The sequence below is a fragment of the Actinomadura sp. 21ATH genome (assembly GCF_041951345.1).
Classification (GTDB): Bacteria; Actinomycetota; Actinomycetes; order Streptosporangiales; family Streptosporangiaceae; genus Spirillospora.
In genome coordinates, this window is the sequence record NZ_JBGNUR010000011.1 from 167,802 (window position 1) to 194,295 (window position 26,494).

Genomic DNA, 26,494 nt, shown 5'->3' on the forward strand with positions numbered 1-26,494 from the left:
CGGGTTGCTTCCTCGTGCCCTGGTGGCGGTCACGGGATCTGGATGACCTGGGCAGCGTAGGCCAGCCCGGCGCCGAACCCGACCAGCAGGGCCGGGGCGCCGGACGGGACGTCGCCGCGTTCGATCATTCGGGAGAGCGCCAGTGGGATCGACGCTCCCGAGGTGTTGCCGGCGTGGACGATGTCGTCGGCCACGACGGCGTTGGGCGCCTTCACCTTGCGGGCGATGGCGTCCACGATTCGCAGGTTGGCCTGGTGCGGCACGATGGCGGCGAGGTCGGCCGGGGAGATCCCGGCGCGCTCGCACGCCTCCAGCGCGACCGGCGCGACCTCGCTGGTCGCCCAGCGGAAGACCGCCTGGCCCTCCTGCCGGATGAACGAGTGCCGGTCCGGGATGATGATCTTGTCGTACTTGTCGCCGGAACTGCCCCACACCACCGGGCCGATGCCCGGGACGTCGCTGCCGGTCACGACCGCGGCGCCGGCGCCGTCGGCGAAGATGATGCAGGTCGAGCGGTCGGTCCAGTCGAGCCACTGCGACATCTTCTCGGCGCCGAGCACCAGCACGTTGCGGGCGCTGCCGGCCCGTACGGCGGAGCTGGCGGTGCCGAGCGCGTAGCAGAACCCGGCGCAGGCGGCGTTCAGGTCGAACGCGCCGGGCGCCACGATGCCGAGCTTGTCGGCGACCTGCGGCGCGTACGCGGGCATCGGCGACTCGGCCGAGCAGGTGGCGAGGATGACCAGGTCGATGTCCTCGGGCGACAGCCCGCTGCCGGCCAGCGCCTTGCCGCCGGCCTGCACGGCCATCTCGACGATGCCCTCCTCGGGCCCGGCGATCCGCCGCTCGGCGATGCCGACCCGGGACCGGATCCACTCGTCGCTGGTGTCGACCTTCTCGGCGATCTCGTCGTTGGTGACGACCCGGGCCGGCTGGTAGTCGCCGAACGCCAGGACCCGGGCACCCTTGGTGACCTCGGGGATCCGCAGGCCAGGCCCCTGTGTCATGAGTGCTCCTCGATGAGCTCGCGGGCCTTGGCCAGGTCGTCGGGGGTCTTGAGGGCCAGCGGCGGGAGGCCCTTGAGCTCGCGCCGGGCGAGGCCCACGAGGGTGCCGGCCGGCGGCAGCTCGATGATCGCGGTGACGCCGATCTCGCGCATGGTGGCCATGCAGGCGTCCCAGCGGACGGGCGCGCTGACCTGGTCGACCAGCCGGGACACGAACTCGCGGCCCGAGGCGACGGCGGCGCCGTCGCGGTTCTGCAGCAGCGTGACGCGCGGGTCCGCGACCGGGGCGCCCGGCGCGAGCCGGCGCAGCGTGTCGACCGCGGGGGCCATGTGCTCGGTGTGGAACGCGCCGGCCACCGACAGCGGCCGCAGCCGCGCCTTGGCGGGCGGCTCGTCGGCGAACGCGGCCAGCCCGTCCATCGTCCCGGCGGCCACGACCTGGCCGGCGCCGTTGACGTTGGCGGGGGTGAGGCCGTGCTTGTCGATGGCGGCGAGGACCTCGTCGGCGTCGCCGCCGAGGACCGCGGTCATGCCGGTCTCGGCGGCCGCGGCGGCCTCGGCCATGGCGCGGCCGCGCTCCCGCACGAGGACGAGCGCGGCCTCGGGGGAGAGCACGCCCGCGATGGCGGCGGCGGCCAGCTCCCCGACGCTGTGCCCGGCGACGGCGCCCGGTGCCGCGCCGGTCCCGTCCCCGTAGAGGGCCTCGTAGGCGGCCAGCGCCGCGGCGACCAGCAGCGGCTGGGCGACGGCGGTGTCGCGGATCTCCTCGGCGTCGGCGGTGGTGCCGTAGCGGACCAGATCGAGCCCGGTGACCGCGGACCACCACGCCAGGCGGTCGGCGACGCCTGGCACCTCGAGCCACGGCTGCAGGAATCCGGGGGTCTGGGCGCCCTGGCCGGGCGATGCGAGGAGAATCACAGGCTCCAGCCTGCCGGGAACGTCCCATGCCTCTCGATGCGGATCACCACGAAGTTTCGTCGAGGGGCTTTGTACGAGACCTACAAGCGCCCCGAACGGGCGACCGGTAACGAATCGGACGTAGCGTTCGGCGGGCCGATCCGGGCGGGCCGCTCAGCCGTGCGCCCCGCGGTAGCCGAACCGGCCGAGCACCAGGGCGATGCGCAGCGTGAAGGCGTTGCGGCCGTCGGTCGGCGCGAGCCCGGTCAGCTCGGTGACCCGGCGCAGCCGGTAGCGCACCGTGTTCGGGTGGACGAACAGCAGCCGGGCCGTGGCCTCCAGCGACGAGCCCTGCTCCAGGTAGGTGGTGAGGGTGTCCAGCAGCGGGGCGCCCGCCGCGAGCATCGGGTTGTAGACCTCCTCCACCAGGTAGCGGCGGGCGGCGTCGTCGCCGTCCAGCGCGCGCTCGGGCAGCAGCTCCCCGGCCGGTACGGGACGGGGCGCGTCCGGCCAGCCGGCGGCGGCGCGCAGCCCGGCCATCGCGGCCCGCGCGGAGACGGTGGAGCCGTACAGGTCGTCCACCTGCGGGCCGACCACGACGGGGCCTGGACCGCACTTGGCCGCGATCGGGCGGGCGGCCGCCAGCGGATCGTCGGCCCCGCCGACGATCACCACGACGCGGCGGCCCTGCACGCCGGCCAGCACGTCCACCCGGGCCCGCCGGGCGGCCAGCTGCATCTGGTCGATGGTGACCTCGGGCTCCTCCTCCTCGGGGGTGTACCCGGCGATCACGGTGACCGGCTTGGACGTCCAACCGAGCGCGGCGGCCCAGGAGTGCATGCCGTCGTCGACCTCGCCGCGCAGCACGGCGTTCACGACCAGGGCCTCCAGCCGGGCGTCCCAGGCGGCGCGGGTCTCGGCGGCGCGGGCGTAGACCTGGGCGGCGCCGAACGCCACGTCCCGGGTGTAGCGCAGGATCGCCTCGCGCAGCTGCGGCTCGCCGCCGGGGGCGGCCAGCTCGTCCAGCCGGGTCTCCACCACATCGATGATCACCCGGACCATGTCGATGGTGTGCTGGAGCTTGATCGCCCGCAGCAGCTCGCGGGGGGCGGTGCCGAACACCTCGCCGGCGATCGCGGGCCGGGTCCGCTCGGCGTTCTTGAACCACTCGACGAACGCGGCGATGCCCGCCTGCGCCACCAGCCCGATCCAGGACCGCTGGTCCGGCGGCATCCGCCGGAACCAGGGCAGCTGCTCCTCCATGCTGGCCAGCGCGGCGGTGCCGAACGTGCCCATCGCCTTCTCCAGGCGTTCGGTCGTCTGCTCCCGGATCTCGGCCTCGCTCGCGGTGTCCACGTCCCCAGAGTGCCACCATTCCGGGCGTGACCCGTCCCGAACCCCGAGAAGCTCCGGCGGAGAAACCCCTTGTGAGACGGGGGGTACGACAGATTCCGGACGGGCCGGAGTCACGCCCGGGTGACCTGGGTCACCTGATCCGGCCGGCCGAGCGCGATGCCGGCCAGATTGCGCAGCGACGGCGATCCGGGCGCCAGGTAGTCGCTGTGCCCGCCGCCCCCGGCCCGGAAGACGCGCGCGCCGAACTCCGGCGACACCGGGTCGGGCCCGAGGCCGAGGCCGAGGACGCGCACGTGCGGGACGTCCTCCGTCCAGTCGGACGCGCCGCGCCCGGCCCAGACGCGGGCGGCGCGGCCGAGCCCGTACGCCGACCGGGCGGCGGTGCCGGGGCTGCCGAACAGCGCGATGTCGGTGACCCGCCGCCGGCCGGCCGCCTCCGGGCCGCGCCCGTCGAGCCCGGCGCGGCCGCACACGACCGAGCCGTAGCTGTGGCACAGCAGGGCGACCGAGGCGCGCGGGCCGGCCTCGTGCAGGTCGCCGAGGAAGCGGCGCAGCTCGCGGCCCCCGCGGGCGGCGCGCTCGTCGGTGAGCACGTCGCCGCTGAACGTGCGCGGCGCCGCGTACCCGAGCCAGGCGACCACCGCGAGGCCGGGGCCCGGCTCGACCCCCGCCGCCTGCCGGTAGAGGGAGCGCGCGCCGCCGCCGGGCGTGGACCACGGCTTGCCCGCCCGGTCGTCGAACGTGGCCAGCGTGGTGTCGGCGCCGGGGACGAGCACGGCGATCCGGCGCGCCCGCGCCAGGTCGCCGACGACCTCGACCGCCCGGCCCCGGCCGCGCGGGTCGAAGTACAGGAAGCGCCGTCCCGGCCGGAGGAAGCCGCCGAGCGCCCGGGCCCGCTCCCGGTCGCCGATCTCGTGCGCGGTGCGCAGCGCCGCCTCGATGGCGCGGCGCTCGGCGGCGTACCGGGCGTCCAGCGTTGACGGGGCGAGTTCGGGTACGGGCGGCGGCGGGGCGTACGGGGCGGCGTGGCCCGTGCCCGCGGTGGCCAGCATGATCCCCGCGATCGTCGCGAGGCCGGCGAGGGCCCGTCGCAGCCGTCGGGCACGCTGGGGCGTCTGGCGGGGCGGCGGCATGGTCCGCCTTTCTACCGGATGCCCGGCGGTGGTCGGGGCATCCGGGGGTCGTCCTGCGTGTTCTCGGATGAGATGTACGGACCGCCCTCAAGGTTGGGATCGGGCCCCGCCGCGCGGCCGCTCGAAGCGGTGGGCGAGCGCCCAGAACGCGGCCAGCGCGGCGGCGAAGGCCGGCAGCCAGCCCAGCCGGGCCAGCGCCCAGCCGGCGTCGCCGGGCACCGAGTGCAGCCCCGGGACCGCGCCGAAGAGGAGCAGGCCGCCGACCGTGACGGCCATCATCGCGGTCTGGTGCCACAGGAAGACGGTCATGGCCGACATGTTGGCCAGCGCGACCGCGGCCCAGGGGCGCGGCCGCTCCATCCAGCGCCGCAGCGGCTCGCGGAGCAGCAGCGCCAGCCCGGCCTGCGCGATCCCGAACGCGACGGCCGCGAGCGTGGGCGGGTTGAGGTTGGAGACCTCGGCGCCCGGGACCCCGACCATGCTCGCCGGGTACCCCGCGTACAGGACGAGCGCGGCGGTGGCGGCGGCACCGCCGGCGAGCATGGCCGCGCCGGTGCGGCGCGCGGCCAGCGCCCCGTTCGCCCAGGCGATCCCGAGGTAGAAGGGGACGAGCCAGCCGGTGAGGAGGGTCGCCCAGCCGAGCCACTGCGGCCCGCCGAGGCCGAAGCGGGCGGCGTCGACGGCGGCGGTCGCGGCCAGCGGCAGCAGCACGCCGGCGACGCCGAGCCGGTTCCAGAGGGCGGTGAACAGCGGGGTGAGCGCCGTCAGCGCCCCGTACACGAGCAGGAACCACAGCGGGCTGAGCACCAGCTTCACCAGGACGCGCGCGGTGTCGCCGGAGAACCCGGCCCACAGCAGCGCGGCCGTCGCGGGGATCCAGGCCAGCAGCAGCACCGGCACGGGCCGCAGCAGCCGCGCGGCCCGGCGCCGCGCCCAGGGGCCCCACGGCTCGCCGGCCCGGTACCCCTTGGCCGCCGTGTAGCCGCCGACCAGGAAGAACACCGCGAGCGTCTGGAGCACCCAGGAGACGGGCGTGAAGCCGGGCATCGACTTCAGCGGGCTGGCGACCCGCAGGCCCTCGCCGCCGCCGGTGGCGACGAACGCCGTGACGAGCCAGTGCCCGAGGACGACGCCGAGGATCGCGAACGCGCGCAGGGCGTCCACCGCCCGGTCCCGGTTCGGGGGCGTGGCCGCGCCGATGCGGGCGGCCAGCCCCGGCCGGCCGGTCCGGCCGGTCCGGCGGTCAGGCGTTGCGAGCATGGGTGACCTCCGAGTCACGGCCGAGCGCGATCATGGTGAGGTTGCGCAGCGAGGGGGAGCCGGGCAGCAGGTACGAGCTGTGCGTGCCGCCGCCGGCGTCGAACCGCGCGGCGCCGACGGCCGCCGGGTCGGCGCCGAAGCCGAGCCCGAAGAGCCGGAACTTGGGGACGAACCGCGTCCAGTCGCCGCCCGCGCGGGCCGTCCACAGCCGCGCGGCGGGCCGGAACGCGGCGGCCGAGCGGGCGTCCACGCCGGGGCTGCCGTACAGCGCGACCTCGTCCACCTGGGAACGGGCGAGCCGCGGCGCCGCCTTGGCGCAGACCACCGAGCCGTAGCTGTGGCACAGCAGCGCGACCTCGGCGCCGGGGTTGACGCGGCGCAGCCCGGTCACGAAGCGGGCCAGCGCGCGGGCGGCGTCGTCGGCGCGGCCGTCGCTGACGACGGCCGTGCTGCGGGTGGACGGCGAGTCGTACCCGAGCCAGCCGACCGTCGCCAGCCGCACCTCCGGCGCGACCTCGGCGGCCCGCCGGTGCAGGGTGCGGGCGCCGCCGCCGGCCCACTTCTGCGACTCGAAGTTGGTGAGCAGGCCGTCCGCGCCCGGCACGACGACCGCGATCCGGCCGGCGCGCGCGAGGTCGCCGTTCACCTCGACGGCGCGGCCGCTCCCGCGCGGGTCGAACGCCAGGAACCGGCGGCCGGGCGCCAGGAAGCGGGTCATCGTCCCGGCCCGGTCGGTGTCGCCGGCCGCCACCGCGGTCGAGCGGGCCTTCCGGATGTTCCGCTCGACCGCCGCGTACAGGTCGGTGAGCGCGGACGCGGAGGTCGGCTCCGGGATGGAGGCGGGGGCGGCGTACGGCTCCCGGTACGTCACCGGCGCCGCGGTCGTCGCGAGCGCGGCCAGCGTCAGCGACGCTGCGATGCTCCTGTTGCGGGTCCTGCGGCGCACGGCGCGTCCTTCCTGCTCAGCGAGTGGTTCACTGAGTAGGAAGCTAGGAACCGCGGCCCGTAGCGGTGATCAACCCGAAGAGCCGTCTTCCCCCGTACGACCGGGGTACTACGCGGGTCAGTCGCCGGGGCGGACGAGGCCCGTCTCGTACGCGAAGACGATCGCCTGCGGGCGGTCGCGCAGGCCGAGCTTCATCAGGACGCGGCCGAAGTGGGTCTTCACGGTCTGCTCCGCGACGACCAGCTCGTCGGCGATCTCGCCGTTGGACAGCCCGCGCGCGACCAGGGTCAGCACCTCGGTCTCGCGCTCGGTCAGCTCGTCCAGCCGCTTGCGGGTGGGCGCGCGCGGGGCGCCCAGCCGGGAGAACTCGGCGATCAGCCGCTTGGTGATGGACGGGGACAGCAGCGCGTTGCCCTCGGCGACCACCCGGACGGCGTCCGACAGCTCGGCCGCGGAGGCGTCCTTGAGCAGGAACCCGCTGGCCCCGGCGCGCAGCGCCTCGTACACGTAGTCGTCGAGGTCGAAGGTGGTCAGCATCAGCACCTTCGGCCGGGCGGGATCGCCGGGCGCGCCGGCCGCGTCGCCGCCGAGGAGCCGGCGGGTGGCCTCCAGGCCGTCCATGACCGGCATCCGCACGTCCATCAGGACGACGTCGGGGCGCAGCTCCGCGATGACCCGCAGGCCCTCCTCACCGTTCACCGCCTCGCCGGCCACCTCGATGTCGGGCTGGGCGTTGAGGAGCACCCCGAACCCGGTGCGGACCATGCCCTGGTCGTCGACGATCACTACCCGGATCGTCATGCCCGCGGCTTCAGCGGCAGGGTGGCGGTCACGGCGAATCCTCCTTCGGGGGTGGCCTTGGCGGTCAGCCCGCCGTTCAGCATCGAGGCCCGCTCCCGCATGCCCACCAGCCCGTGCCCGCTGCCGGGCGGCGAGATCGTGGACTGCGCGCCGGACGGCGGGCCGTTGATGACGCTGAGGAGGAGTATGCCCTCTTTCTGGATCAGCTCGACGTCCACCCTGGACCCGGGCGCGTGCCGCATCGCGTTGCTGAGCGCCTCCTGGAGGATCCGGTACGCGGTGATGCTGACGCCCTGCGGCACCTCGTCCAGGTCGCCGACCACCTTGGTGTGCAGGGACAGCCCGCTGCCGTGGGTGCCGGAGATGAGCGTGTCGAGCCGTTCCAGGCCGGGCTGCGGGGCCCGCTCCATGCCGTCCTCCGAGCGGAGCACGCCCAGGATGCGGCGCATCTCGGTGAGCGCGTCCAGCGCGGTCGCGCGGATCTCCTTCAGGTCGGAGCGGATCTTGTCGGGCACCTCCGGCACCGTGTACGGCGCCGCCTCCGCCTGGATCGCGATCATCGACATGTGGTGGGCGACCACGTCGTGCAGCTCGCGGGCGATCCGCTGCCGCTCCTTCAGCACCGCCTCGGTGTCGCGGTGCCGCTTCTCCTGCTCGGCCAGCTCGCGCTGGGCGGCCTCGTCCCGCTCGACCAGCTCCCGGTACGCGAGGTGGCGCTGCCGGACGAGCGAGCCGGCGAGCAGCGGCAGCACGATCACCACCGCGGGCCCGGCCGGGTTCTGCTGGTCGACGAGGAACGTCACGACCCACAGCGCCAGCCCCGCGCCGATCGTGACGCCGCGCGGGCTGCGCACCGCGAGCGTGTACAGGACGAGGATGAGGACGAAGACGCCGCCGGGCACGTACGGCATGTCGTTCGCCGAGTCCAGCATCCAGCCGTGCATCGTGGTGACCAGCATCGCGAACGCCGACACCCGGAACGCCCCGACCGGATGCCGCTGCCGCAGCGCCAGCGGCACCGCCAGCGCGAACGAGCACGCGAACAGGTACCAGTGGGGGGCGTACGGCTCGGTGATCGCGGTCTGGTTCTGCAGCAGCGAGTACGTCCCGAACAGGGTGGCCACCGCGACGGCCACGTCGAGCAGCTGGGTCGCCCGGCCGTACGGCACCCGGTCGAGCCGCAACCGCCGCGTCCAGCCCAGCCAGGCGGGCCAGGGCCGGTCGGCGGGGAGCGGCGGGTCGGCCCGCCCGGTCACCAGCGCGGCCAGCGGCCAGGCGATGGGACGGGTCATGAGCCGCAGGGTCTCTCCGGCGCCGCCGGGGTTCTCGCTGGACATGCGCCCAGGCTAGAGCGGGTGCCGGGCACTCCGAATGCCACCACGGTGCCATGGCGGCGTAGTACCTGGGTACGGTCCCAGCGTGGAACCCGCCGAGGCCCTGCGCCGGATCGCCTTCCTGCTCGAACGCGCGCACGAGCCGACCTACCGCGTCCGGGCCTTCCGCAAGGCCGCCGGCGTCGCCGCGGAGCTGCCGCCCGCCGAGCTGGAGTCGCGCACCCGCGCGGGCACGCTCACCGATCTCGACGGGATCGGCAAGGTCACCGCGCTGGTGATCGAGGAGGCGCTGCGCGGCGAGACGCCCGTCTACCTGCGGCGCCTGGAGGCCACCGAGGGCGAGCCGCCGGACGAGGCGGCGGCGGCGCTGCGGTCCGCGCTCAAGGGCGATCTGCACACCCACAGCGACTGGTCCGACGGCGGCTCCCCGATCCGCGAGATGGCCGAGGCGGCGCGCTCCATCGGCCACGACTACCTCGCGCTGACCGACCACTCGCCCCGCCTCAAGGTCGCCAACGGCCTGTCCGCCGACCGGCTGCGCCGCCAGCTCGACGTGGTCGCGGAACTGAACGGGGAGCTGGCACCGTTCCGGATCCTGACCGGCATCGAGGCCGACATCCTGGACGACGGCACCCTCGACCAGGACCCGGACCTCCTCGACCGGCTGGACGTCGTCGTCGCCAGCGTCCACTCCAAGCTGCGGATGGACCGCGTCGCGATGACCGAGCGGATGGTCGCCGCCATCGCGAACCCGCGCGTGAACGTCCTCGGCCACTGCACCGGGCGCATCGTCAAGGCGGGCGGGAAGCGCGGCGGGCTGCGCCCGGAGTCGGAGTTCGACGCGGCCCTGGTCTTCGACGCCTGCGCCGCCTACGACGTCGCCGTGGAGATCAACTCCCGGCCGGAGCGGCTCGACCCGCCCAAGCGGCTGCTGCGCCTGGCGGTGGAGGCCGGCTGCCGGTTCTCGATCGACTCCGACGCGCACGCCCCCGGCCAGCTCGACTGGCAGCCGTACGGCTGCGAGCGCGCCGCCCGCTGCGGCGTCCCCGCCGGCCGGGTCGTCAACACCCTCCCCGTCGGCGACCTGCTCGCCTGGACCCGCGCCTGAGCCGAGACCGCACCGAGCGACCGCCGGCCGGCCTGCCAGCCGGAGTCACCTTCCGTGCCGCGGCCGCGTCAATACGGACGGATCTTCTCGGATCCTCAAGGGACGACAGGAGGCGACGCATGGACGGCGACGCGGACCGGGAGGCGGTCTACGCGCGGGAGCGGCCGCGGCTGCTGGCGGTGGCGTTCCGGATCCTCGGCTCGGACGCCGACGCCCAGGACGCGGTGCAGGAGGCGTGGCTCAGGTACGCCCGCGCCGATCCCGGAGAGATCCGGAACGTCCCGGCCTGGCTGACGACCGTGGTGACGCGCCTGTGCCTGGACGCGCTGCGCCGCACGCGCGAGTACCCGCGCGAGGAGCCCGCGCCGGCCCCGGGAGGGGATGGACCCGAGGGCCCCGAGGAGGTGGCGCTGCTGGCGAGCGAGCTGACCGAGGCGTTCACGGTCGTCCTGGACGAGCTGACGCCGCCGCAGCGGGTCGCGCTCGTCCTGCACGACGCGTTCGGGATCCCGTTCGACGAGATCGCGCACGTGCTCGGGACCACCCCCGGCTCGGCCAAGAAGCTGGCCAGCCGGGCCCGCGGCCGGGTCCGCCGGCCCGCGGACCCGCCCGGCGCCGATCCCGGCGAGGCCCGCCGGGTCGTGAGCGCGTTCCTGCGGGCGGCCCGCGAGGGCGACCTGGACGGCCTGGTCCGGCTGCTGGACCCGGCCGTCACCCGTACCGCCGACCCGCAGGCCCTGCCGGCCGGCGCCGCCCAGCGCGTCAGCGGGGCGCGGGCCGTGATCGCCGAGACCCGCGCGCTGCGCGCCACGGCCGGCCGCGCCCGCCCGGCCACGATCGACGGGCGGCCGGGGATCGCCGTCCGGTCCGGCCGCGACCTGGAGGCCGCGCTGGTCTTCCGGATCGCCTCCGGCCGCATCGTCCACTACGACGTGATCGCCGACCCGCGGCGGCTCGCCCTGCTGCGAATCGAGGACTGACACCATGTACGCCGCCTACGTCACCGTCGCCATCGCCACCATCATCGCGAACGCCGCGATCACCGTCGCCGACTTCGCGAAGGCGAGATTCGTCCTCGCCAACTCCGCCGAAGTGGGCCTGCCGCCCTCGTGGCTGCCGTACCTGGCCGCCCTGAAGGGCGCGGGCGCGGCCGGCCTCCTGGCCGGCCTCGTCGCCTACCCCGCGCTCGGCGTCGCCGCGGCCGCCGGCCTCGTGCTGTTCTTCCTGGGCGCCCTCATCGCCCACGTGCGCGCCCGCGTCTTCTACAACATCGCGTTCCCGGGCACCTACTTCGCCCTGGCCGCCGCCTCGCTGACCCTGGCCGTCGCGCACTGAGTCAGCCGGCCAGCAGGCCGCGGGCGGCCTCGCCGTCCTCCACGACGTCCAGGCTCCCCCAGCGGACGGGCCAGGCGAAGCGGCGGTCCACCACCCAGGCGAGCACCCCGTCGAGGTCGTCACGCCGCTCCTCCGGCGCGACGACCAGGGCCGCGCCGCGGCCCGCCGCCGGGCTCGCCAGCGCGCACCAGGTGTCGTCGTCGAGCGGGAAGACGTCCGCCTCGTGCACGCCGTGGAGATCCTCCTCCGCCACCACCGGGCACAGGCCCTCGTCGTCCCGGCCGATCACGAAGTCGCCGACGACCTCGCCGGTCAGCGCGCGAACGAACCGCAGACGCGTCCCGCCGACCGCGGCCAGCACCCCGCCGGCGCCCCACAGCACCGCCCCGATCTCCTCCGGGACGACGATCGACCGGACGAGCGCCGCCTCGTCCCCGAGCGACCACACCTCGATCCGCCCGTCCGACGTCAGGCACGCCGCGTGCTCGCCGGACGGCGCCCAGGCCCAGGGCCGCTCCGGGCCGTCCCAGTAGCCGGCGCCGATGCGCTCGGTCGTGTCGATGGGCAGGTGGTGGCGGTGCCGGCCGTCCTCGTCGTAGACGTCGGCGCCGCGGCCGCCCGCCGCCACGACCGCCAGCCGCGCCTCGTCCCCGCGCATGCCCCAGTGCAGGGTCCCGTCGAGCCGCCGGACCGGTTCGCCGACGGTCTCGCCCGTTCCGGCGTCGAAGACGGTCAGCAGGCCGTGCCCGCCCCCGGCGGCGGCGATCGCCGCGAACCGCCGGTCGTCCGGACTCCATTCGACGAACCCGCCGCCCGTACGCGCCAGCCAGCGCATCCGGCCGCCCGGCACGTCGATCGCGGCGGCCCACTCGCCGTTGAACCCGAGCAGCCGGGTGCCGTCCCGCGACCAGCGCACCCGCCGGAAGAACCACGCGTCGTGGCCGGTCCGCCGCTTGAACTCCGCCGGCAGCGGCTCGGGGAACGTCTCCGGCCGCGGGCCTTCGAGATGGCCGGAGTGGTCGACGTAGAAGACATGGCCCTGGTCCAGGCGGGCCACGCAGCCCATGACCTCGTGCCCGGTACGCATCGAGATGTAGGCGCGGCGCCCGTCGGGCGCCAGCGCGAAGTCGGGCGGGGAGTCCTTCCCGTCGGTCACGCTCGCGTCGCCGTAGGGGTTGACGCGCTCACCGAAGGGGTCCCAGAGGCCGACCATGTTCGTGTTGAACGCCACGGCCAGGCGGGTGCCGTCCGGCGACCACTGGAGGGTGTCGCGGTGCCCGGACCAGCCGGCGCCCTGCTCGCCCATGTCGATCTTGTTGACGAGGCGCCCGGCGGCCATCTCCCAGATCTGCAGCGGCCCCTCGTCGGGCCCCCACTGCCCGGTGGCCAGGTACCGGCCGCACGGGCTCAGCGCGTAGTCGTTGAACTCGCCCTCCCACCCGATGTACGGGTGGCGCAGCCGCGCGCCGCGCTCGCGCAGCCGTTCCGTCGCGTACCGGTGGGCCCCGGTGACGCCGTGCTCCCGCTCCAGCCCGGCCAGCCGTTCCCGCAGCGGCGGAAGGTCGCGTTCCGGGGAGAACGCCGTCCAGTCCGCGTCCCGCAGCAGGTCGAGCAGCTCCTGCGGCCCGGCCCGTTCCGGCACCTCGCTCAGGAAGACCCCGTCCTTGGAGGGGGCGGGCGCGCCGTCCAGCAGGGCCTCGTACAGGGCGGTCTCGGTCAGCACCGCGACGCGGTGCTCGCCGGCGTCGTCCGGCCAGCGGGTGAACAGCACGTCCGTGGCCTCGGTCACCGCGCCCTCGACCCGCGCCCCGAGGGTCTCCAGCCGCTCCCTCACCTCAGCGGGCGTCCACGCCCGCGGGCCGTCGTGCACCACCACCGTCGTGTCTCGAAGGTCCATGGCCGTGCACCTTAGTGATCACCTACGACGGCGCGGGCTGGTATGACGTGGCACACAGGTTTATAAATGAACGAGCATTTATAAACCTGGTAGTCTCGATCCCAGCGGGCGAGAGCCCGCGACCTCGAACGACCGCCCGGGAGGAACCCTTGACCTTCACCGCCACCGTCTTCATCGGCACCAGCCTCGACGGCTACATCGCCCGCCCCGACGACGACATCGAATGGCTGACCGCCCGCGGCGAGAAGGCCGGCGACCTGGGCTTCACCGACTTCTTCGACACGGTCGACGCCGTGGTCATGGGCCGCAACACCTACGAGAAGGTCGTCGGCTTCGGCGAGGAGAGCTGGCACTTCGGCGACCGCCATGTCGCCGTCCTGAGCACCACCCTGCCGCTGGACGCCGACCCGCGCGTCACCGTGTACCGCGACTTGGACGCGCTGATCGCCGACCTCGACGAGCGCGGGATCGAGCACGTCTACCCCGACGGCGGGCGACTCATCCAGAGCTTCGTTCGCGCCGGGCGCGTCGAGCGCTTCATCATCAGCGTCGCCCCGGTGCTGATCGGCTCCGGGCACCGGCTCTTCGGCGAGCTGGCCGAGGACGTCCCGCTGCGCCTGGACTCGGCCGCCGACGCCGGCGGCGGCTTCGCCCAGCTGCGCTACACCGTGGAGAAGCAGGGATCCGAGCACCGATGAATCCGCCCGATCACGTGGACGAGGTGTTCCGGCGCGTGCTGTCCTGCGAGATGGCCACCCCGGCCGCGGACGGCACCCCGGTCACCTGGCCGATGGTGTTCCTCTGGAAGCCCGAGGCCGCGGAGTTCGTCCTGAGCGGCCTTCGCCGGCGGCGGGCCCGCCGTCCTGGTCCAGGGACGGGCCGGGATCTCCGAGACCGTGCAAACCGCGACGGGGCTGGAGGACTTCTGGAGCGAACCCTTCCGCAAGGCTGTCGCGCAGCCCGCTGACCGGCCCGGCCGCCGACCAGAGCGTCGCGGACTTCGGCCGGGACGCCCACCTCCTGCTCGCCGCCCTGACCGGCGAGCCCGCCTACGTGCTCGGCATGAGCGGCGGCGCGCTCACCGCCCTGGACCTGGCGGCCCGCCACCCCGGCCAGGTCCGCGCCCTGATCGCGCACGAACCGCCGATCCCCGAGATCCTGGACGACGCCGCGCACTGGCGGGCGGCGTTCCAGGACGTCCGCGACACCTACCGCGAGCAGGGCCGCGGCGCGGCGATGGGCAGGTTCGCCGCCACCTTCAACGGCGACGGCGCCGCCCCCCGGTCGACGCCGCACTTCGTCACCGTGCACAGCGCCTCGTGCAGGTGGACGTTCATCCCGTACTCGTAGTCGCTCGCGGCCGAGGCGAGCACCCGGTCGCGGGCCGCGTCCGCCGCCGCTTTCCCTTTCAGATGTCACGGAGGGTGAGATCGTGGACGCGGAATGAGAGATCAGCTGTTCAGGGTGCAGTCGTTCGCCAGGTCGCCGGTCGCGGGGCGGGGGAGCGTGGTGCTGGGCGGGGGCGTTTCGCCGTTGAGGGACGTCCAGCGTTCGAGGGCCGTGAAGGCCGCGCGCATGCAGGGGAGGAGCGGGCGGAGCTTGCCGGGGTACGCGCCGTACAGGCCGTCGACGTGGTTGCCTCCTTCGAGCCTGTAGTAGCGGTGCATGCGGCTCTTTCCTTGGGCGCGGACCATTGACGCGTACAGGTCGGAGTTCTTGGTGATGGGCAGGAGGGCGTCGTACGTTCCGTGCAATGTGAGCATCGGTTTGCGAATGCGGCCGGTGAGGGAGATGCGGGCGACGGCCTGGCGCACCTGCTTGGGGCGGGACGCGTAGTCGTAATCGGTTTCGTCGCCCTCGTACGCCGGGTCCAGCTCTTCGCGGTAGATGCGCTGAGTGAGGCCCCAGTAGACGTTGAAGTGGTAATCCCAGAGGAATTCGGAACCGGGCGTGTAACCGGCGTCGACGATCCGCGCGTGGGCCTCGGGGGAGCCGGTGGAGGCGTACGCCGGGTACGCGCGGAGGGCGGGCGGCAGGTAGGTGAGCAGGTGCGGGCCGTCCGGGCGCCATAGCGTGCCCTCGGCGTCGATGCCGCCGTCGTAGAGGCCGGGACGGTTCTCCAGCTGCCAGCGGACGAGGTAGCCGCCGTTGGAGATGCCCGCCGCGTACGTGCGGCGCGGGGCCCGCCCGTAGCGCTGCGCGACCGCGGCCTTCGCGGCGCGGGCCAGCTGGGTGGTGCGGTCGTTCCATTCGGCGATGGCGTCGCCGGGACGGCGGCCGTCACGGTGGAAGTCCGCGCCGCCGTTGCCCTTGTCGGTGGACGCGAACGCGTAGCCCTTGGCGAGCACCCAGTCGGAGACGGTGACGTCGTTCGCGTACTGGCGGCGGGTGCCCGGGGAGCCGGAGACGACGAGGCCGCCGTTCCACCTCTCGGGCAGGCGGATCACGAACTGGGAGTCGTGGTTCCAGCCGTGGTGGGTGTTGAACGCGGAGTCGTCCGGGAAGTAGCCGTCGATCTGCATCCCGGGCACGCCGCGCGGGTTGCGCGTGCCGGCCGGGTGCAGGCCGGCCCAGTCGGCGGGAACGGTGTGGCCCGACGCGACCGTGCCCGCGGTGGTGAGGTCGTCCAGGCAGGCGGCGACCTGGCGTTCCGCGCCGGGGACCGCGGGCGGGCGGGCGCAGCCGGCCACGGGGTTGGCGTGCATGGCGTGGGCGGGTGCGGCGGGCGCCAGCAAGGCGGGCAGTGCCGCCAGGGCGGCCGTTGAGCGGCGGACGGTGGACATGGCGCCTCCCGGAACGTCGGCGGACGCGCGCCATGCTGCCGACCGGCCGGGGGACGGGACCACGTCGGCGCGGCCCACTCTTTCCGTTGCCCGGATGGGGGTCGCCGCCACGTCGGGCCGGACGTACCGCGAAGGGCCTCCACATGTCCGCAGGTCAGCGCATGTCTTCCCAGGCTCCGCAGCGTGTGGTGTGGGTCACACCCTTATCGGGCCGTCCGAATGTGTGGTCCGGTCACATGGCTCGGCTCCGGAGCGCGACTTAGCGTTCACGGTCACATCGTGTGGACGTGAGGAGCGTTATGGAAGGCCGCTCGCCCGTACTCCAGGCGCGGGGACTGGTCAGGGAATTCCGCGGGTTCCGCGCCGTGGACGGCGTCGACCTGGACGTCGCCGAGGGCGGCGTGCACGCGCTGGTCGGCCCGAACGGCGCCGGCAAGACGACGCTGTTCAACCTGCTCACCGGCTTCCTGAAGCCCACCTCGGGCAGCGTGCTGCTGGACGGCCGGCGCGAGCTGGCCGGGAAGCCGCCCGAGGCCGTCGCCCGGCTCGGGGTGGCGCGGTCGTTCCAGATCACGAGCCTGTTCGCGGAGCTGAGCCCGCGCCGGCACGTGGAGCTGGCGCTGGCGAGCCGGACCGGCCTCGGCTGGCGGTTCTGGCGTTCCGACCGGACCCTCGGCCGCTTCGCGGACCGCGCGGACGAACTGCTCGGCGAGGTCGGGCTGGACGGGCACGGCGACGTCCCCGCGGGGGCGCTGTCCTACGGCCGCAAGCGCGCGCTGGAACTGGCGCTGGCCCTCGCGCTCGATCCCAAGGTGCTGCTCCTGGACGAGCCGACCGCCGGGATGGGCGTCGAGGACGTCGACCGCACGATCGAGCTGGTCCGGCGGATCCGGGCCGGCCGGACGATCGTGCTGGTCGAGCACAACATGAACGTCGTCGCCAGCCTCGCCGACCGGGTGACCGTGCTCCAGCACGGCGCCGTGCTGGCCGAGGGGCCGTACGCCGACATCCGGCACGATCCGCGCGTCATCACCGCCTACCTCGGAGACTCCCATGCTGCGCGTTGACGGACTGTCGGCCTGGTACGGCGAGGCGCGGGCGCTGCGCGAGGTGTCGATGGAGGTCGGCGAGGGCGAGATCGTCACCCTCGTCGGCCGCAACGGCGCCGGGAAGACGACGCTGCTGCGCTGCCTGATGGGCCTGCACGGCGCGCACGGCCGTACCGAGGGGACCGTGACGTTCCTCGGCGCGGACGTCACCGGGCTCGGCCCGCACCGGCGGGCGCGGCGCGGCCTCGGTTACGTGCCGGACGACCGCGGTATCTTCGCGACCCTGTCGGTCGAGGAGAACCTGCTGCTCCCGCCCGTGTCGGGGCCGGAGCCCTGGTCGCTGGAACGCGTGTACGAGACGTTCCCGAGACTCCGGGAACGCCGCCGCTTCCCCGGCACGAGGCTGTCCGGCGGCGAGCAGCAGATGCTCGCGCTCGCCCGCGTCCTGCGCACCGGCGCGCGGCTGCTGCTGTGCGACGAGCCCACCGAGGGCCTGTCGCCGCTGATCGTCGGCCGGATCGGCGAGATCCTCCGCGAGGTCAAGGCCGCGGGCGTGACCGTCCTGCTGATCGAGCAGAACGTGCACTTCGCCGCCACCGTCGCCGACCGCCACTACCTGCTCGCCGAGGGCCGGATCGTCGAGTCGCTCGGCAACGACGAGGTCCAGGAACGCGAGCACGAGCTGCTCGAATATCTCGGCATCTAGAGGGAGAACCCCGATGAGACTCATGGGATGGGGCGGCCTCGCGGCCGCGGCGCTGCTCGCTGCCGGCTGCGCGGGGGGACCCGGCGGCGGAGGCAAGATCAGTGACGGCAGGGTGGTGCTGGGCGTGCTGAACGACCAGTCCGCCATCTACGCCGACCTGTCGGGCCGGAACAGCATCGAGGCGGTCAGGCTGGCCGTCGCCGACTACAAGGCGAAATACGGCGACAAGGCGGCCGCGAAGGAGATCGAGGTCGTCGCCGCCGACCACCAGAACAAGCCCGACGTCGCCAACACCAAGGCCCAGGAGCTGTACGACCGGCAGCGCGCCGACGTCATCCTGGACGTGCCCACCTCCTCGGCCGCGCTCGCCGTCGCCAACGTCGCGAAGAACAAGAAGAAGATCTTCATCGACGTCGGCGCCGCGACGACCGAGCTGGAGGGGAAGCAGTGCAACAAGTACACCTTCCACTACGGCTACAACTCGTACATGCTGGCCCACGGCACCGGCACGGCGCTGACCAAGGACGGCGCCAGGAACTGGTACGTCGTCTACCCGGACTACGCGTTCGGGCAGGACATGAACAAGACGTTCACCGCCGCCGTCCAGGCCGCCGGCGGCAGGGTCGTCAAGTCGGACCCGGCGCCGTTCCCGAACGACAACTTCTCCACGTTCCTGCTGAAGGCGCCCGGCCTGAACCCCAAGCCGCAGGTGCTCGGCACCATGCAGGCCGGCGGTGACCTGGTCAACCTCGTGAAGCAGTACAACGAGTACAAGCTGCGCGACAAGGGCGTCGGCCTCGCCGCCGGGCTCCTCTTCCTCACCGACATCCACTCGCTCGGGCCGGACGCGATGGCCGGGACGCGCTTCACCGACTCCTGGTACTGGAACTTCGACGCGACCAACCGCGCCTGGGCCGACAGGTTCCAGGCGAAGACCGGCAAGCGGCCGACGTCGGTGCACGCGTCCAACTACTCGGCCGCGCTCCAGTACCTGGAGGCCGTCCAGCGCGGCGGCACCGACAAGCCCGACACCATCGTCACCCAGCTCGAAGGCCGGCAGGTCAACGACGTCTACTCGCGCAACGGCACGATCCGCGCCGAGGACCACCTCCTCCTGCACGACGTCTACCTCGCCCAGGTGAAGCCGAAGGCCGACGTCAAGGAGCCCTGGGACTACGAGAGGATCCTCAAGACCATCCCGGCGGCCGAGGCGTTCCAGCCCCGGCCCGACCCGGCCTGCAAGCTGTAGGCGGGCGCGACGTGCTGCAACAAGCGTTCAACGGCCTGGTGGGCGGGGCGTTCTACGCCCTGCTCGCCCTCGGCCTCGCGGTCATCTTCGGCATGCTCGGCGTCGTCAACTTCGCCCACGGCGCCTTCTACATGCTGGGCGCGTTCGGGGCGTTCGTCCTGCTCGACTCGTTCGGGGTGAACTTCTGGCTCGCCCTGGTCCTCGTCCCGATCGTCCTCGGCCTCGCCGGGGTCGTCCTCGAACGGCTCTTCATCCGGCGCCTCGCGCCGCTCGACCCGCTCTACAACTTCCTGTTCACGTTCGGCCTGGCGCTGATCCTCCAGGACCTGGTGAAGCGGCAGTACGGGGTGCAGTCCCAGCCGTACCCGCGGCCCATGAACGGCTCGGTCGACCTGGGACCGTTCACCTACCCGGCGTACCAGGTGTTCGTCCTCGCCGTCTCCGCGGTCCTCTGCCTGGCCGTGTGGGCGGTCCTCACCCGCACCCGCGTCGGCATGATCGTCCGCGCCGCGACCGAGCGCCCCGAGCTGACCCGCGCCCTCGGCATCGACGTCGGCCGCTGGGTCACCCCCGTCTTCGGCTTCGGCATCGCCCTGGCCGGCCTCGCCGGCGTCCTCGCCGCGCCGATGCGCGCGGTCAACCCGCTGATGGGCGCCGACCTCATCATCACGGTCTTCGCCGTCGTCGTGATCGGCGGCCTCGGCTCGGTGTTCGGCTCCGTCGCCGCCGGCTTCGCCGTGGGCCTCGTCTCCGCCCTCGGCAACCTCTACGTCCCCGCCCTCTCCCAGACCCTCGTCTTCATCCTGATGGCCGCCGTCCTGCTGTGGCGCCCGGCCGGCCTGTTCGGCCGCGAGGAGGCCCTCACATGATCCTCTCCCGCCTGGCCGCGCGACCCGCCCTCCTCGCGATCGGCCTGCTCGCCGCCCTGGCCCTGCCCTGGGCCATCTACCCGCCGGTCGCGCTCGACATCGCCTGCTGGGCCCTGTTCGCCGTGGCCGTCGACCTGCTCCTCGGCTTCACCGGGCTGCTGTCGTTCGGGCACGCCGCGTTCTGGGGCGGCGCCGCGTACTGCACCGGCCTCATCGCCCTGCACACCGGCCTGCCGTTCCCGCTGGCGATCCTCGGCGGCGCCGCGTTCGCCGCCCTCCTCGCCGTGCCCATCGGCTACCTGTCCGTACGGCTCCGCGGCATCTACTTCGCGATGGTCACGCTCGCGTTCGCGCAGATGGTCTACTTCGTCGCCAACCAGTGGCGGGACGTGACCGGCGGCGAGAACGGCCTCCAGGGCATCCCGCGCGAACTCTTCGGGATGGACCTGTCCGACCCGTTCGTCTTCTACTACGCGGGCCTGCCGTTCGTCCTCCTCGGCCTGCTCATCGCCTGGCGCATCGTGCGCTCGCCGTTCGGCCGCGTGCTGATGTCCATCCGCGACAATCCGTCACGCGCCCGCGCGCTGGGCTACCCGGTCGACCGCTACAAGCTCCTCGCGTTCGTCCTGTCCGCCGCGCTCTCCGGCATCGCCGGCGGGCTCTTCGCCATCGGCCACGGCTTCGCCTCCCTTCAGGAGGTCTACTGGACCACCTCCGGGCAGGCCGTGATGATGGTCGTCCTCGGCGGGATCGGCACCCTCTGGGGAGGCGTCCTGGGGGCGGCCCTCATCGTCCAGCTCCACGACTACCTCGCCACCGCCGGATTCCAGGAGACGGGCATCGTCACCGGCTCCATCTTCATCCTGGTCGTCCTCCTGTTCCGCAAGGGCGTCTGGGGAACGGCCCGCGCCCTCCTGTCCCGCCGGACGGCCCCCGCCGAGGGCCCCGCACCCGCCAAGACCCCGGTGGACGCCCGTACCTGACGCCTCAGAGAGGACCCCGGCGGATGTACGCGGGATAGGTGACGCCCTTCGCGCGGATGTCGACGGGGCGGAAGTCGCTGGGGTCCAGGCCGCCGAACTCGGTCTCGACGACATCGGCGTACAGGGAGCCGGAGACGATCAGGACCAGGTCGAGCTCCGGGTTGCCGCGCAGCTCCTCGCGCAGGACCTCGGCGTCCACGAGCCGCGACACGACGATCGGCGCCCGGCCGACGGCGCCGAACACGCCGTCCGACAGCGGCCCGTGGTGCATGGACAGGCGAATGCGGAGGCGCCGGCCCCGCCGCTCGTTGAGCCGCGCGATCGCCGCGGCCAGCTCGCGGGGGTAGGCGACCAGCAGGCGCAGCCCGTCGGTCGCCGAGGGAAGGATGGCCAGCTCGCCGTCCCCGCCGACCTGCCGCAGCCAGCCGCCCCGGTCGAGGCCCGCCGCCCCGGCCGCCTCCTCCAGGGCACCGTGCAGATCGGCCTGCGTGCGCTTCTGCTCCGCGGCGCTCAACCGGCTGAACCCCTCGATGTCGACCGCCACCAGGAAGTGGTAGGTCAGCCGGTCGAGAGCAGGCTCGGCCGTGGCCGTGGAGTCGAATCCCGCGATGCTCATCGGCTACCCCGATGGAGTGCGCGACGGCCGCCCGATGGGAGTCCGCATGGGCACCCCCGCCTTTCGCTCGTGGTCGTTCATCCCCCTATGTCGTATCTTCGGCCCTCGACTGTCGATGTGCAAGCTTGCATGTAGAATTCCACGCAAGGAATCATGTATGTATCCACGCAGGTGTGCATGAAAGCCTGCACAGGCGCTGGGAGGTCGGCATGGCCGTTCGCCGGACGCCCTCGGTTCGTGCCCGCCAGCTCGCCCGTGAGCTGCGCGAACTCCGTACGAACGCGGGCCTGACGATGGACCAGGTGGCCGACGGGCTCGGCTGGTCGAGCGCGAAGGTCTCGCGGCTGGAGACCGCCTACACGCTCATCACCGTCGCGGACCTGAACCGGCTCCTGGCCTTCTACGAGATCTCCGGCGAGGTCGCCGACCGTTTCGTCCGGCTGGCCCGGGCCGCCCGGGAGCGCGGCTGGTGGGAGACCTACAGCGACAAGATCAGTGAGAAGTACGCGGCGTTCATCGGTCTCGAGGCCGATGCGCAGAAGATCCAGACCTACCGGGTGGGAGTGATCGACGGCCTCCTGCAAACGCCGGGTTATGCGCGCGCCATCGTCGAGGCGGGCGTTCCGCTGATTCCGCCCAGTGAAGTCAATCGGGTCGTGGAGATCCGGATGAAGCGGCAGAGTAGACTGAGATCACTCGACGCTCTCGACCTTCATATGGTGGTGGACGAGGGTGTTCTGCGGCGCAGGATCGCCGGTGCCGAAGTGATGCGCGAGCAGTTGGAGCATCTGTTGCGGATGGCGGACCTGCCGAATGTCAGGATCCAGGTCGTGCCCTTCGCGGACGGCTACCCTACGGGTGCGACCTTCAGCGTCCTGAAGTTCCAGGAGCCGCAATACCCGGAGGTCGTGTATATCGAGCAGATGAGCGGCAGCCTCATCATTGAGGACGAAGACGAGGTTTTCAAGTACGTCAATGTCTTCCGCGGCGTGTGCGGCAAGGCGTTGGATGATGCTGATTCGCGCGCACTGATCGCTCAGATCGCCGCGCAATTCTCTGACTAGAAGTATCGGACATCCTGGATGATGACATCGAACGGCCTTGCGTTGACTTGGCGCAAGGGCTCGCGCAGCGAAATGCAGGACTGCGTCGAGCTGGCCGGCGCCCCGGGCGCCGAGGTGCTGCTCCGTGACTCCAAGGATCCCTCGGCCGGGATGTTCCGGTTCGGGGGAGCGGAGTTCGCCGCGTTCGTGGCGCGGGTGAAGAGCGGGGAGCTGGATCTCTAGCCGTCTCCGGCGGCCTCTAGCGGAGGCGGTGGAGGCGGAGGGCCAGCTGGATCTCCAGGGCGCGGTCGGGGGACTGCCAGCCGTCGCCCAGCAGGCGGCCGATGCGGTCGAGGCGCTGCGTGACCGTGTTGACGTGGATGTGCAGGCGCTCGGCCGTCCGGGAGAGGCTGCAGCCCGTCCCGAAATAGTCCTCCAGGGTGCGGACGAGGGTCGTCCCGCGGCGGGCGTCGTAGTCCAGGACCGGGCCGAGGGCGGTGGCCAGGAAGCCGTCGACGTCGCGGGCCTCGCCGATCAGGAGGCCGACGAAGCCGAGGTCGGCGGCGTCCGCGCCGTCGCCGCGGCGGCCCAGGGCGAGCAGGGCGCCGGCGGTCCGCTCGGCCTCGCGGTACGCGGCGGCGACGCCGGGCGCGCCGCGGACGGGGCCCGCCGCGCCCACCGTGACGGGGGCGTCCAGGGAGGCGCCGAGTTCCTTGGCGACCCTGCGGGCGGTGTCGCCGGGGCGTTCGCCTGGTAGCAGCAGGGCGATGTCCTCGCCTCTGGGCGCGGCCAGGCCCTGCTCCACGGCGGCGTGCGAGGCGGCCCAGAACGCGGCGCGGCGGCGGTGGTCGGGCGACGGGCAGCGCGCGGTGAGCACGATGTGCGGGGCGTCGAGGTCCACGTTCACGCGGCGGGCACGGGCCTTGAGGGCCTCCGCGTCGGCCGGGCGGTCGCCGAGCAGGTCGTCCAGCAGCTCGCCGCGGACCCGGCCCTCGGCCTCGGTCACGCTGCGCCGCAGCAGGACGAGCAGCGCGGTCACGAGCGCGGCGCGCTCCAGGATGCGCCGGTCGGCGCCGGAGACGTCGCCGGGGGTGCGCAGCACGAGCGTGCCCAGCGTCTCCTCTCCGGTGGAGACCGACGCGATCCACAGGTCGCCGCGCCGGACCGTGCGGCCCTGGTTGCGTGCCGACAACGCCGCGGCGAGCACGCCGGCCCGCTCCTCGTCGCTGAGCGGTGCGGGCGGGCCCGAGGCGGCGAGCGGGCGGCCCTCGGCGTCGAGCATGTGCAGGGTGCCGCCGAGAATCTCGGTCACCACGGCGGCCACGTCCTCCGCGCCGCCGCCCCGGACGACCAGCGCCGTCATCCGGTCGTGCGCGTGCGCCGCGCGTTCCACGGCGGCGCTGCGGGCCCGGACGACCTCGTTCGCGGCGCTGAGCTCCTCCAGAGCGGACCTGGTCTCCTGGAGCAGGCGGGCGTTGTCGATGGCGATGGCCGCGTGCGCCGCCAGGGAGCCGAGGAGGACGACCTCCTCCTGCTCGAAGGGACGCTCGCTGCGGTTGGCCGCGTACAGGACGCCGATGACGCGGCTGCCCAGCTTCATGGGGACGCCGAGGATCGCCACCAGCGCCTCCTCCGCGACCGCGCCGTCGATGAAGTCGTGGTGCTGGAACCGCGGGTCGTCCAGGTAGTACGCGCTGGTGTACGGCATCGCGCTCTGCGCGACGAGCCCGCCGAGACCGGCGCCCATGGGGAGCCGCAGGCGGCGGAACGCGGCCGACACCGAGCCGTCGGTCACCCGCATGTAGGTGTCGCCGCGCTCGTCGTCGTTCAGCGTCATGTACGCGATGTCGGCGTTGAGGAGGCGGCGGGCGCGGCGCACGATCGCCTCCAGGACCGCGTCGTGGTCGCGCAGCCCGGCCAGGTCCCCGGCGGTCTCGAACAGCGCGGCCAGCTCGGCCTCGCGGCGGGCGTGCCGGCGCATGATCGTGCGGACCCGGAGGGCGGCGAGCTTGGCGGACTCCAGCTCCGCGAGCGCCTCGGGGGAGGCACCGGCGGCCCGCGCCTCGACCAGCGGGCCCTCGAACTCGACGGGGGATGCCTCCCGGGCCAGCAGCTCCAGGAAGACGGTGCAGGTCATGCGGTTCATTGTCGGGGCACCGTCATTGGGCGGTCCACCCTCCGTCGAGCGACAGGGACGCGCCGGTGACCATGGCCGCCTGGGGCGTGCAGAGGTAGGCGACCAGTCCCGCGACGTCGTCCGGGTCGATCAGGCGCTTGACGGCGGCCTTCGCCAGGAGGACGTCCGAGGTGACCTGTTCGGGGGACAGGCCGTGGACGCGTGCCTGGTCGTCGATCTGGCCCTCGACCAGTGGGGTGCGGACATAGGCGGGGCACACGCAGTTGGAGGTGACGCCATGTGGGCCGCCCTCCAGGGCGACGACCTTCGAGAGCCCCTCCAGGGCGTGCTTGGCCGCCACGTACGCCGCCTTGTAGGGGGAGGCGCGCAGCCCGTGTACGGAGGAGATGTTGACGACGCGTCCCCAGCCCTGCTCGTACATGCCGGGCAGGGCCTCCCGTACCAGGCGGAACGGGGCCTCGACCATCAGCCGCATCATGTGCGCGAACGTGCCGGGCGGGAACTCGTGGAGCGGCGCCACGTGCTGCACGCCCGCGTTGTTGACCAGGATGTCGACCGCGCCGCCCAGCTCCTCCAGCGAGGGCAACTCGGCGAGGTCGGCCGTGACGGCGGTCCCGCCGCACTCCCCGGCGGCGCGCGCGGCGGCCCGCCCGTCGATGTCGGCCACCACGACCTTGGCGCCGTACGCGGCCAGCCGCCGGGCGCAGGCGCGCCCGATGCCCCTGCCGCCGCCCGTCACCAGGGCCCGCCGGCCGGTCAGGTCCGGAGTCATGTCGGTCATGGGCAGAACCTACGGAGCGGTGCCGCGCGCGCCCATGTGGATCGGGGACATAATCCGGGCCGGTTCGATGTGGCCCCGCCCGCGGTCCTGCCCGTGATCCCGGACGGTGCGGCGGCGGGGGTGTTCATCCGGCGGACGGTCCCCGGTGCGGCGGGCGTAGGCAGCGGCGGTTAGCGTTCGGGACGACCGCCGACCGGCCGGAGACGCGAGGGGCGCCCATGGAGATCCAGCACCGTTTCGTCGAGTCCACCAGCGGGCTGCGCATGCACGTCGCCGAGGCCGGGTCCGGCCCGCTGGTGCTGCTGCTGCACGGCTTCCCCGAATGCTGGTACTCCTGGCGGCACCAGCTGGTCGCCCTGGCGGAGGCCGGCTACCGCGCCGTCGCGCCCGACCAGCGCGGGTACGCCCGCACGGGCGGGCCCGCGGCGGTCGACCAGTACACGATCCACCACCTGGTGGGCGACGCGGTCGGGCTGATCGACGCGCTGGGGGAGGAGACGGCGGTCGTCGCCGGCCACGACTGGGGCGCCCCGGTCGCGTGGCACGCGGCGCAGTTCCGTCCCGAACGGGTGCGCGGCGTCATCGGCCTGTCGGTGCCGCACCGGCCGCGCAGCTCGCGGCCGCCCGTGCAGGCCATGCGGGAGATGTTCGGCGAGGACTTCTACATGGTGCACTTCCAGCAGCGGGACGTGCCGGAGGCGAGCTTCGAGGCCGATCCGGAGGGCGCGTTCAGGCGGACGCTGTACGGCGCGTCGGGGGACGGCCCCGCGGCGCTCCCGCCCGTGCCGGAGGGCGGCGGCTTCGCGGACGCGGCACCCGAGCCGGAGGCGCTGCCCGGCTGGCTCACCCGGGAGGACATCGCGACGTACGTCGCCGAGTACGCGGAGTCCGGCTTCTCCGGGCCGATCAACTGGTACCGCAACCTGGACCGCAACTGGGAGCTGACCGCCGCCTGGCACCGGGCCCCGGTCACGCCGCCCGCGCTCTACATCGGCGGCGACCGCGACCCGGTCGTGGCGGGCGGTGCGCGCAAGGCCGTCGACCGGCTGGCGGACTTCGTCCCGAACCTGCGCGGCACGGTCTGGCTGTCCGGTTGCGGCCACTGGACCCAGCAGGAGCGGCCCGCCGAGGTCGGCGACGCCATGATCGCCTTCCTCCGCACGCTCTGATCCCGTTCCCGGCCGGGGCCGCTCCGGGAAATGTCGGTG

Annotated in this window: 26 protein-coding genes; 13 read left to right on the plus strand and 13 right to left on the minus strand. The window is 73.6% G+C overall.

Translation table 11 applies throughout. The features are described 5' to 3' along the window. Positions 1 to 29 precede the first annotated feature (29 nt). The 8 genes from ACA361_RS28205 to ACA361_RS28240 all read right to left on the minus strand — a co-directional run bounded on the left by ACA361_RS28205 (position 30) and on the right by ACA361_RS28240 (position 8,733). A complete protein-coding gene (locus ACA361_RS28205) occupies positions 30 to 1,004 on the minus strand; it encodes a beta-ketoacyl-ACP synthase III (protein ID WP_375016768.1) in 975 nt (324 codons plus the stop codon). Further along, on the minus strand, positions 1,001 to 1,921 hold the full coding sequence (locus ACA361_RS28210) for an ACP S-malonyltransferase (protein ID WP_375016770.1): 921 nt from the start codon (positions 1,919 to 1,921) through the stop codon (positions 1,001 to 1,003). The genes ACA361_RS28205 and ACA361_RS28210 overlap by 4 nt, the downstream gene beginning before the upstream one ends. Before the next feature lie 153 nt (positions 1,922 to 2,074). Beyond that, on the minus strand, positions 2,075 to 3,256 hold the full coding sequence (locus ACA361_RS28215; RefSeq protein WP_375016772.1) for a PucR family transcriptional regulator: 1,182 nt from the start codon (positions 3,254 to 3,256) through the stop codon (positions 2,075 to 2,077). 110 nt (positions 3,257 to 3,366) lie between these two features. Further along, complete coding sequence (locus ACA361_RS28220) at positions 3,367 to 4,389, minus strand: alpha/beta hydrolase (RefSeq protein WP_375016774.1); 1,023 nt, start codon at positions 4,387 to 4,389, stop codon at positions 3,367 to 3,369. 87 nt (positions 4,390 to 4,476) lie between these two features. Then, entirely contained in the window at positions 4,477 to 5,649 is a 1,173-nt protein-coding gene (locus ACA361_RS28225; RefSeq protein ID WP_375016775.1) for an acyltransferase, read from the minus strand. After that, entirely contained in the window at positions 5,633 to 6,595 is a 963-nt protein-coding gene (locus ACA361_RS28230; protein ID WP_375016777.1) for an alpha/beta hydrolase, read from the minus strand. The genes ACA361_RS28225 and ACA361_RS28230 overlap by 17 nt, the downstream gene beginning before the upstream one ends. A gap of 117 nt (positions 6,596 to 6,712) precedes the next feature. After that, the gene (locus tag ACA361_RS28235) at positions 6,713 to 7,396 is read right to left on the minus strand and encodes a response regulator (RefSeq protein ID WP_375016779.1); all 684 of its coding nucleotides are present in this window, start codon (positions 7,394 to 7,396) and stop codon (positions 6,713 to 6,715) included. Continuing rightward, positions 7,393 to 8,733, minus strand: a complete 1,341-nt coding sequence (locus tag ACA361_RS28240) for a sensor histidine kinase (protein WP_375016781.1) — start codon at positions 8,731 to 8,733, stop codon at positions 7,393 to 7,395. Before ACA361_RS28240 ends, ACA361_RS28235 begins: the two co-directional genes overlap by 4 nt. 82 nt (positions 8,734 to 8,815) lie before the next feature. Here ACA361_RS28240 and ACA361_RS28245 point away from each other — a divergent pair, with 82 nt between their 5' ends. The 3 genes from ACA361_RS28245 to ACA361_RS28255 all read left to right on the plus strand — a co-directional run bounded on the left by ACA361_RS28245 (position 8,816) and on the right by ACA361_RS28255 (position 11,173). Then, complete coding sequence (locus ACA361_RS28245; protein ID WP_375016782.1) at positions 8,816 to 9,838, plus strand: PHP domain-containing protein; 1,023 nt, start codon at positions 8,816 to 8,818, stop codon at positions 9,836 to 9,838. Between the two features lie 119 nt (positions 9,839 to 9,957). Then, positions 9,958 to 10,818 carry a sigma-70 family RNA polymerase sigma factor gene (locus ACA361_RS28250; RefSeq protein WP_375016784.1) on the plus strand — a complete coding sequence of 287 codons (861 nt, stop codon included), beginning with the start codon at positions 9,958 to 9,960 and terminating at the stop codon, positions 10,816 to 10,818. Between the two features lie 4 nt (positions 10,819 to 10,822). Next, on the plus strand, positions 10,823 to 11,173 hold the full coding sequence (locus ACA361_RS28255; RefSeq protein WP_375016786.1) for a DoxX family protein: 351 nt from the start codon (positions 10,823 to 10,825) through the stop codon (positions 11,171 to 11,173). A gap of 1 nt (position 11,174) precedes the next feature. Here the strand turns inward: ACA361_RS28255 and ACA361_RS28260 are convergent, their stop codons facing one another. Further along, on the minus strand, positions 11,175 to 13,070 hold the full coding sequence (locus tag ACA361_RS28260; protein WP_375016788.1) for a WD40 repeat domain-containing protein: 1,896 nt from the start codon (positions 13,068 to 13,070) through the stop codon (positions 11,175 to 11,177). Between the two features lie 149 nt (positions 13,071 to 13,219). Between ACA361_RS28260 and ACA361_RS28265 the strand changes: the two genes are divergently transcribed. Together ACA361_RS28265 and ACA361_RS28270 are read left to right on the plus strand one after the other, a co-directional pair. Then, positions 13,220 to 13,768, plus strand: a complete 549-nt coding sequence (locus ACA361_RS28265; RefSeq protein ID WP_375016789.1) for a dihydrofolate reductase family protein — start codon at positions 13,220 to 13,222, stop codon at positions 13,766 to 13,768. A gap of 265 nt (positions 13,769 to 14,033) precedes the next feature. Continuing rightward, entirely contained in the window at positions 14,034 to 14,420 is a 387-nt protein-coding gene (locus ACA361_RS28270) for an alpha/beta fold hydrolase (protein WP_375016917.1), read from the plus strand. Between the two features lie 101 nt (positions 14,421 to 14,521). Here ACA361_RS28270 and ACA361_RS28275 read toward each other — a convergent pair whose 3' ends face one another. Next, entirely contained in the window at positions 14,522 to 15,853 is a 1,332-nt protein-coding gene (locus ACA361_RS28275; protein WP_375016791.1) for a tannase/feruloyl esterase family alpha/beta hydrolase, read from the minus strand. Between the two features lie 299 nt (positions 15,854 to 16,152). Here ACA361_RS28275 and ACA361_RS28280 point away from each other — a divergent pair, with 299 nt between their 5' ends. From ACA361_RS28280 to ACA361_RS28300, 5 genes are read left to right on the plus strand one after another with little or no spacing between them, the layout of a single operon-like run. Beyond that, on the plus strand, positions 16,153 to 16,920 hold the full coding sequence (locus tag ACA361_RS28280) for an ABC transporter ATP-binding protein (RefSeq protein ID WP_375016919.1): 768 nt from the start codon (positions 16,153 to 16,155) through the stop codon (positions 16,918 to 16,920). Beyond that, positions 16,907 to 17,608, plus strand: a complete 702-nt coding sequence (locus tag ACA361_RS28285; protein ID WP_375016793.1) for an ABC transporter ATP-binding protein — start codon at positions 16,907 to 16,909, stop codon at positions 17,606 to 17,608. The genes ACA361_RS28280 and ACA361_RS28285 overlap by 14 nt, the downstream gene beginning before the upstream one ends. A gap of 13 nt (positions 17,609 to 17,621) precedes the next feature. Next, positions 17,622 to 18,857, plus strand: a complete 1,236-nt coding sequence (locus tag ACA361_RS28290) for an ABC transporter substrate-binding protein (RefSeq protein WP_375016795.1) — start codon at positions 17,622 to 17,624, stop codon at positions 18,855 to 18,857. An 11-nt stretch (positions 18,858 to 18,868) separates the two neighbouring features. After that, the gene (locus ACA361_RS28295) at positions 18,869 to 19,726 is read left to right on the plus strand and encodes a branched-chain amino acid ABC transporter permease (RefSeq protein WP_375016796.1); all 858 of its coding nucleotides are present in this window, start codon (positions 18,869 to 18,871) and stop codon (positions 19,724 to 19,726) included. Next, a complete protein-coding gene (locus ACA361_RS28300; RefSeq protein WP_375016797.1) occupies positions 19,723 to 20,709 on the plus strand; it encodes a branched-chain amino acid ABC transporter permease in 987 nt (328 codons plus the stop codon). The genes ACA361_RS28295 and ACA361_RS28300 overlap by 4 nt, the downstream gene beginning before the upstream one ends. Positions 20,710 to 20,713: 4 nt before the next feature. Here the strand turns inward: ACA361_RS28300 and ACA361_RS28305 are convergent, their stop codons facing one another. Beyond that, a complete protein-coding gene (locus tag ACA361_RS28305) occupies positions 20,714 to 21,325 on the minus strand; it encodes a hypothetical protein (protein WP_375016799.1) in 612 nt (203 codons plus the stop codon). Between the two features lie 173 nt (positions 21,326 to 21,498). On the opposite strand from ACA361_RS28305, the gene ACA361_RS28310 reads away from it, so the two are divergent. Both ACA361_RS28310 and ACA361_RS28315 read left to right on the plus strand, forming a co-directional pair. Continuing rightward, positions 21,499 to 22,389, plus strand: a complete 891-nt coding sequence (locus ACA361_RS28310) for a helix-turn-helix domain-containing protein (protein WP_375016802.1) — start codon at positions 21,499 to 21,501, stop codon at positions 22,387 to 22,389. A gap of 21 nt (positions 22,390 to 22,410) precedes the next feature. Beyond that, a complete protein-coding gene (locus tag ACA361_RS28315) occupies positions 22,411 to 22,611 on the plus strand; it encodes a DUF397 domain-containing protein (RefSeq protein ID WP_375016921.1) in 201 nt (66 codons plus the stop codon). A gap of 16 nt (positions 22,612 to 22,627) precedes the next feature. On the opposite strand, the gene ACA361_RS28320 is transcribed toward ACA361_RS28315, so the two are convergent. Both ACA361_RS28320 and ACA361_RS28325 read right to left on the minus strand, forming a co-directional pair. After that, the gene (locus tag ACA361_RS28320; RefSeq protein WP_375016804.1) at positions 22,628 to 24,505 is read right to left on the minus strand and encodes a helix-turn-helix domain-containing protein; all 1,878 of its coding nucleotides are present in this window, start codon (positions 24,503 to 24,505) and stop codon (positions 22,628 to 22,630) included. Between the two features lie 22 nt (positions 24,506 to 24,527). Then, a complete protein-coding gene (locus ACA361_RS28325; protein WP_375016923.1) occupies positions 24,528 to 25,277 on the minus strand; it encodes a 3-hydroxybutyrate dehydrogenase in 750 nt (249 codons plus the stop codon). Positions 25,278 to 25,504: 227 nt separating this feature from the next. Between ACA361_RS28325 and ACA361_RS28330 the strand changes: the two genes are divergently transcribed. Continuing rightward, the gene (locus tag ACA361_RS28330; RefSeq protein WP_375016806.1) at positions 25,505 to 26,455 is read left to right on the plus strand and encodes an alpha/beta fold hydrolase; all 951 of its coding nucleotides are present in this window, start codon (positions 25,505 to 25,507) and stop codon (positions 26,453 to 26,455) included. Positions 26,456 to 26,494: the final 39 nt, after the last annotated feature.

What these genes read in the sequence shown, in the direction of transcription:
- ACA361_RS28205 (WP_375016768.1), bottom strand. Translation starts at nt 1,004, where the DNA reads ATGACACAGGGGCCTGGCCTGCGGATCCCCGAGGTCACCAAGGGTGCC.
- ACA361_RS28220 (WP_375016774.1), bottom strand. Translation starts at nt 4,389, where the DNA reads ATGCCGCCGCCCCGCCAGACGCCCCAGCGTGCCCGACGGCTGCGACGG.
- ACA361_RS28225 (WP_375016775.1), bottom strand. Translation starts at nt 5,649, where the DNA reads ATGCTCGCAACGCCTGACCGCCGGACCGGCCGGACCGGCCGGCCGGGG.
- ACA361_RS28235 (WP_375016779.1), bottom strand. Translation starts at nt 7,396, where the DNA reads ATGACGATCCGGGTAGTGATCGTCGACGACCAGGGCATGGTCCGCACC.
- ACA361_RS28240 (WP_375016781.1), bottom strand. Translation starts at nt 8,733, where the DNA reads ATGTCCAGCGAGAACCCCGGCGGCGCCGGAGAGACCCTGCGGCTCATG.
- ACA361_RS28250 (WP_375016784.1), top strand. Translation starts at nt 9,958, where the DNA reads ATGGACGGCGACGCGGACCGGGAGGCGGTCTACGCGCGGGAGCGGCCG.
- ACA361_RS28255 (WP_375016786.1), top strand. Translation starts at nt 10,823, where the DNA reads ATGTACGCCGCCTACGTCACCGTCGCCATCGCCACCATCATCGCGAAC.
- ACA361_RS28260 (WP_375016788.1), bottom strand. Translation starts at nt 13,070, where the DNA reads ATGGACCTTCGAGACACGACGGTGGTGGTGCACGACGGCCCGCGGGCG.
- ACA361_RS28275 (WP_375016791.1), bottom strand. Translation starts at nt 15,853, where the DNA reads ATGTCCACCGTCCGCCGCTCAACGGCCGCCCTGGCGGCACTGCCCGCC.
- ACA361_RS28280 (WP_375016919.1), top strand. Translation starts at nt 16,153, where the DNA reads ATGGAAGGCCGCTCGCCCGTACTCCAGGCGCGGGGACTGGTCAGGGAA.
- ACA361_RS28285 (WP_375016793.1), top strand. Translation starts at nt 16,907, where the DNA reads ATGCTGCGCGTTGACGGACTGTCGGCCTGGTACGGCGAGGCGCGGGCG.
- ACA361_RS28290 (WP_375016795.1), top strand. Translation starts at nt 17,622, where the DNA reads ATGAGACTCATGGGATGGGGCGGCCTCGCGGCCGCGGCGCTGCTCGCT.
- ACA361_RS28300 (WP_375016797.1), top strand. Translation starts at nt 19,723, where the DNA reads ATGATCCTCTCCCGCCTGGCCGCGCGACCCGCCCTCCTCGCGATCGGC.
- ACA361_RS28305 (WP_375016799.1), bottom strand. Translation starts at nt 21,325, where the DNA reads ATGAGCATCGCGGGATTCGACTCCACGGCCACGGCCGAGCCTGCTCTC.
- ACA361_RS28315 (WP_375016921.1), top strand. Translation starts at nt 22,411, where the DNA reads ATGACATCGAACGGCCTTGCGTTGACTTGGCGCAAGGGCTCGCGCAGC.
- ACA361_RS28320 (WP_375016804.1), bottom strand. Translation starts at nt 24,505, where the DNA reads ATGACCTGCACCGTCTTCCTGGAGCTGCTGGCCCGGGAGGCATCCCCC.
- ACA361_RS28325 (WP_375016923.1), bottom strand. Translation starts at nt 25,277, where the DNA reads ATGACTCCGGACCTGACCGGCCGGCGGGCCCTGGTGACGGGCGGCGGC.
- ACA361_RS28330 (WP_375016806.1), top strand. Translation starts at nt 25,505, where the DNA reads ATGGAGATCCAGCACCGTTTCGTCGAGTCCACCAGCGGGCTGCGCATG.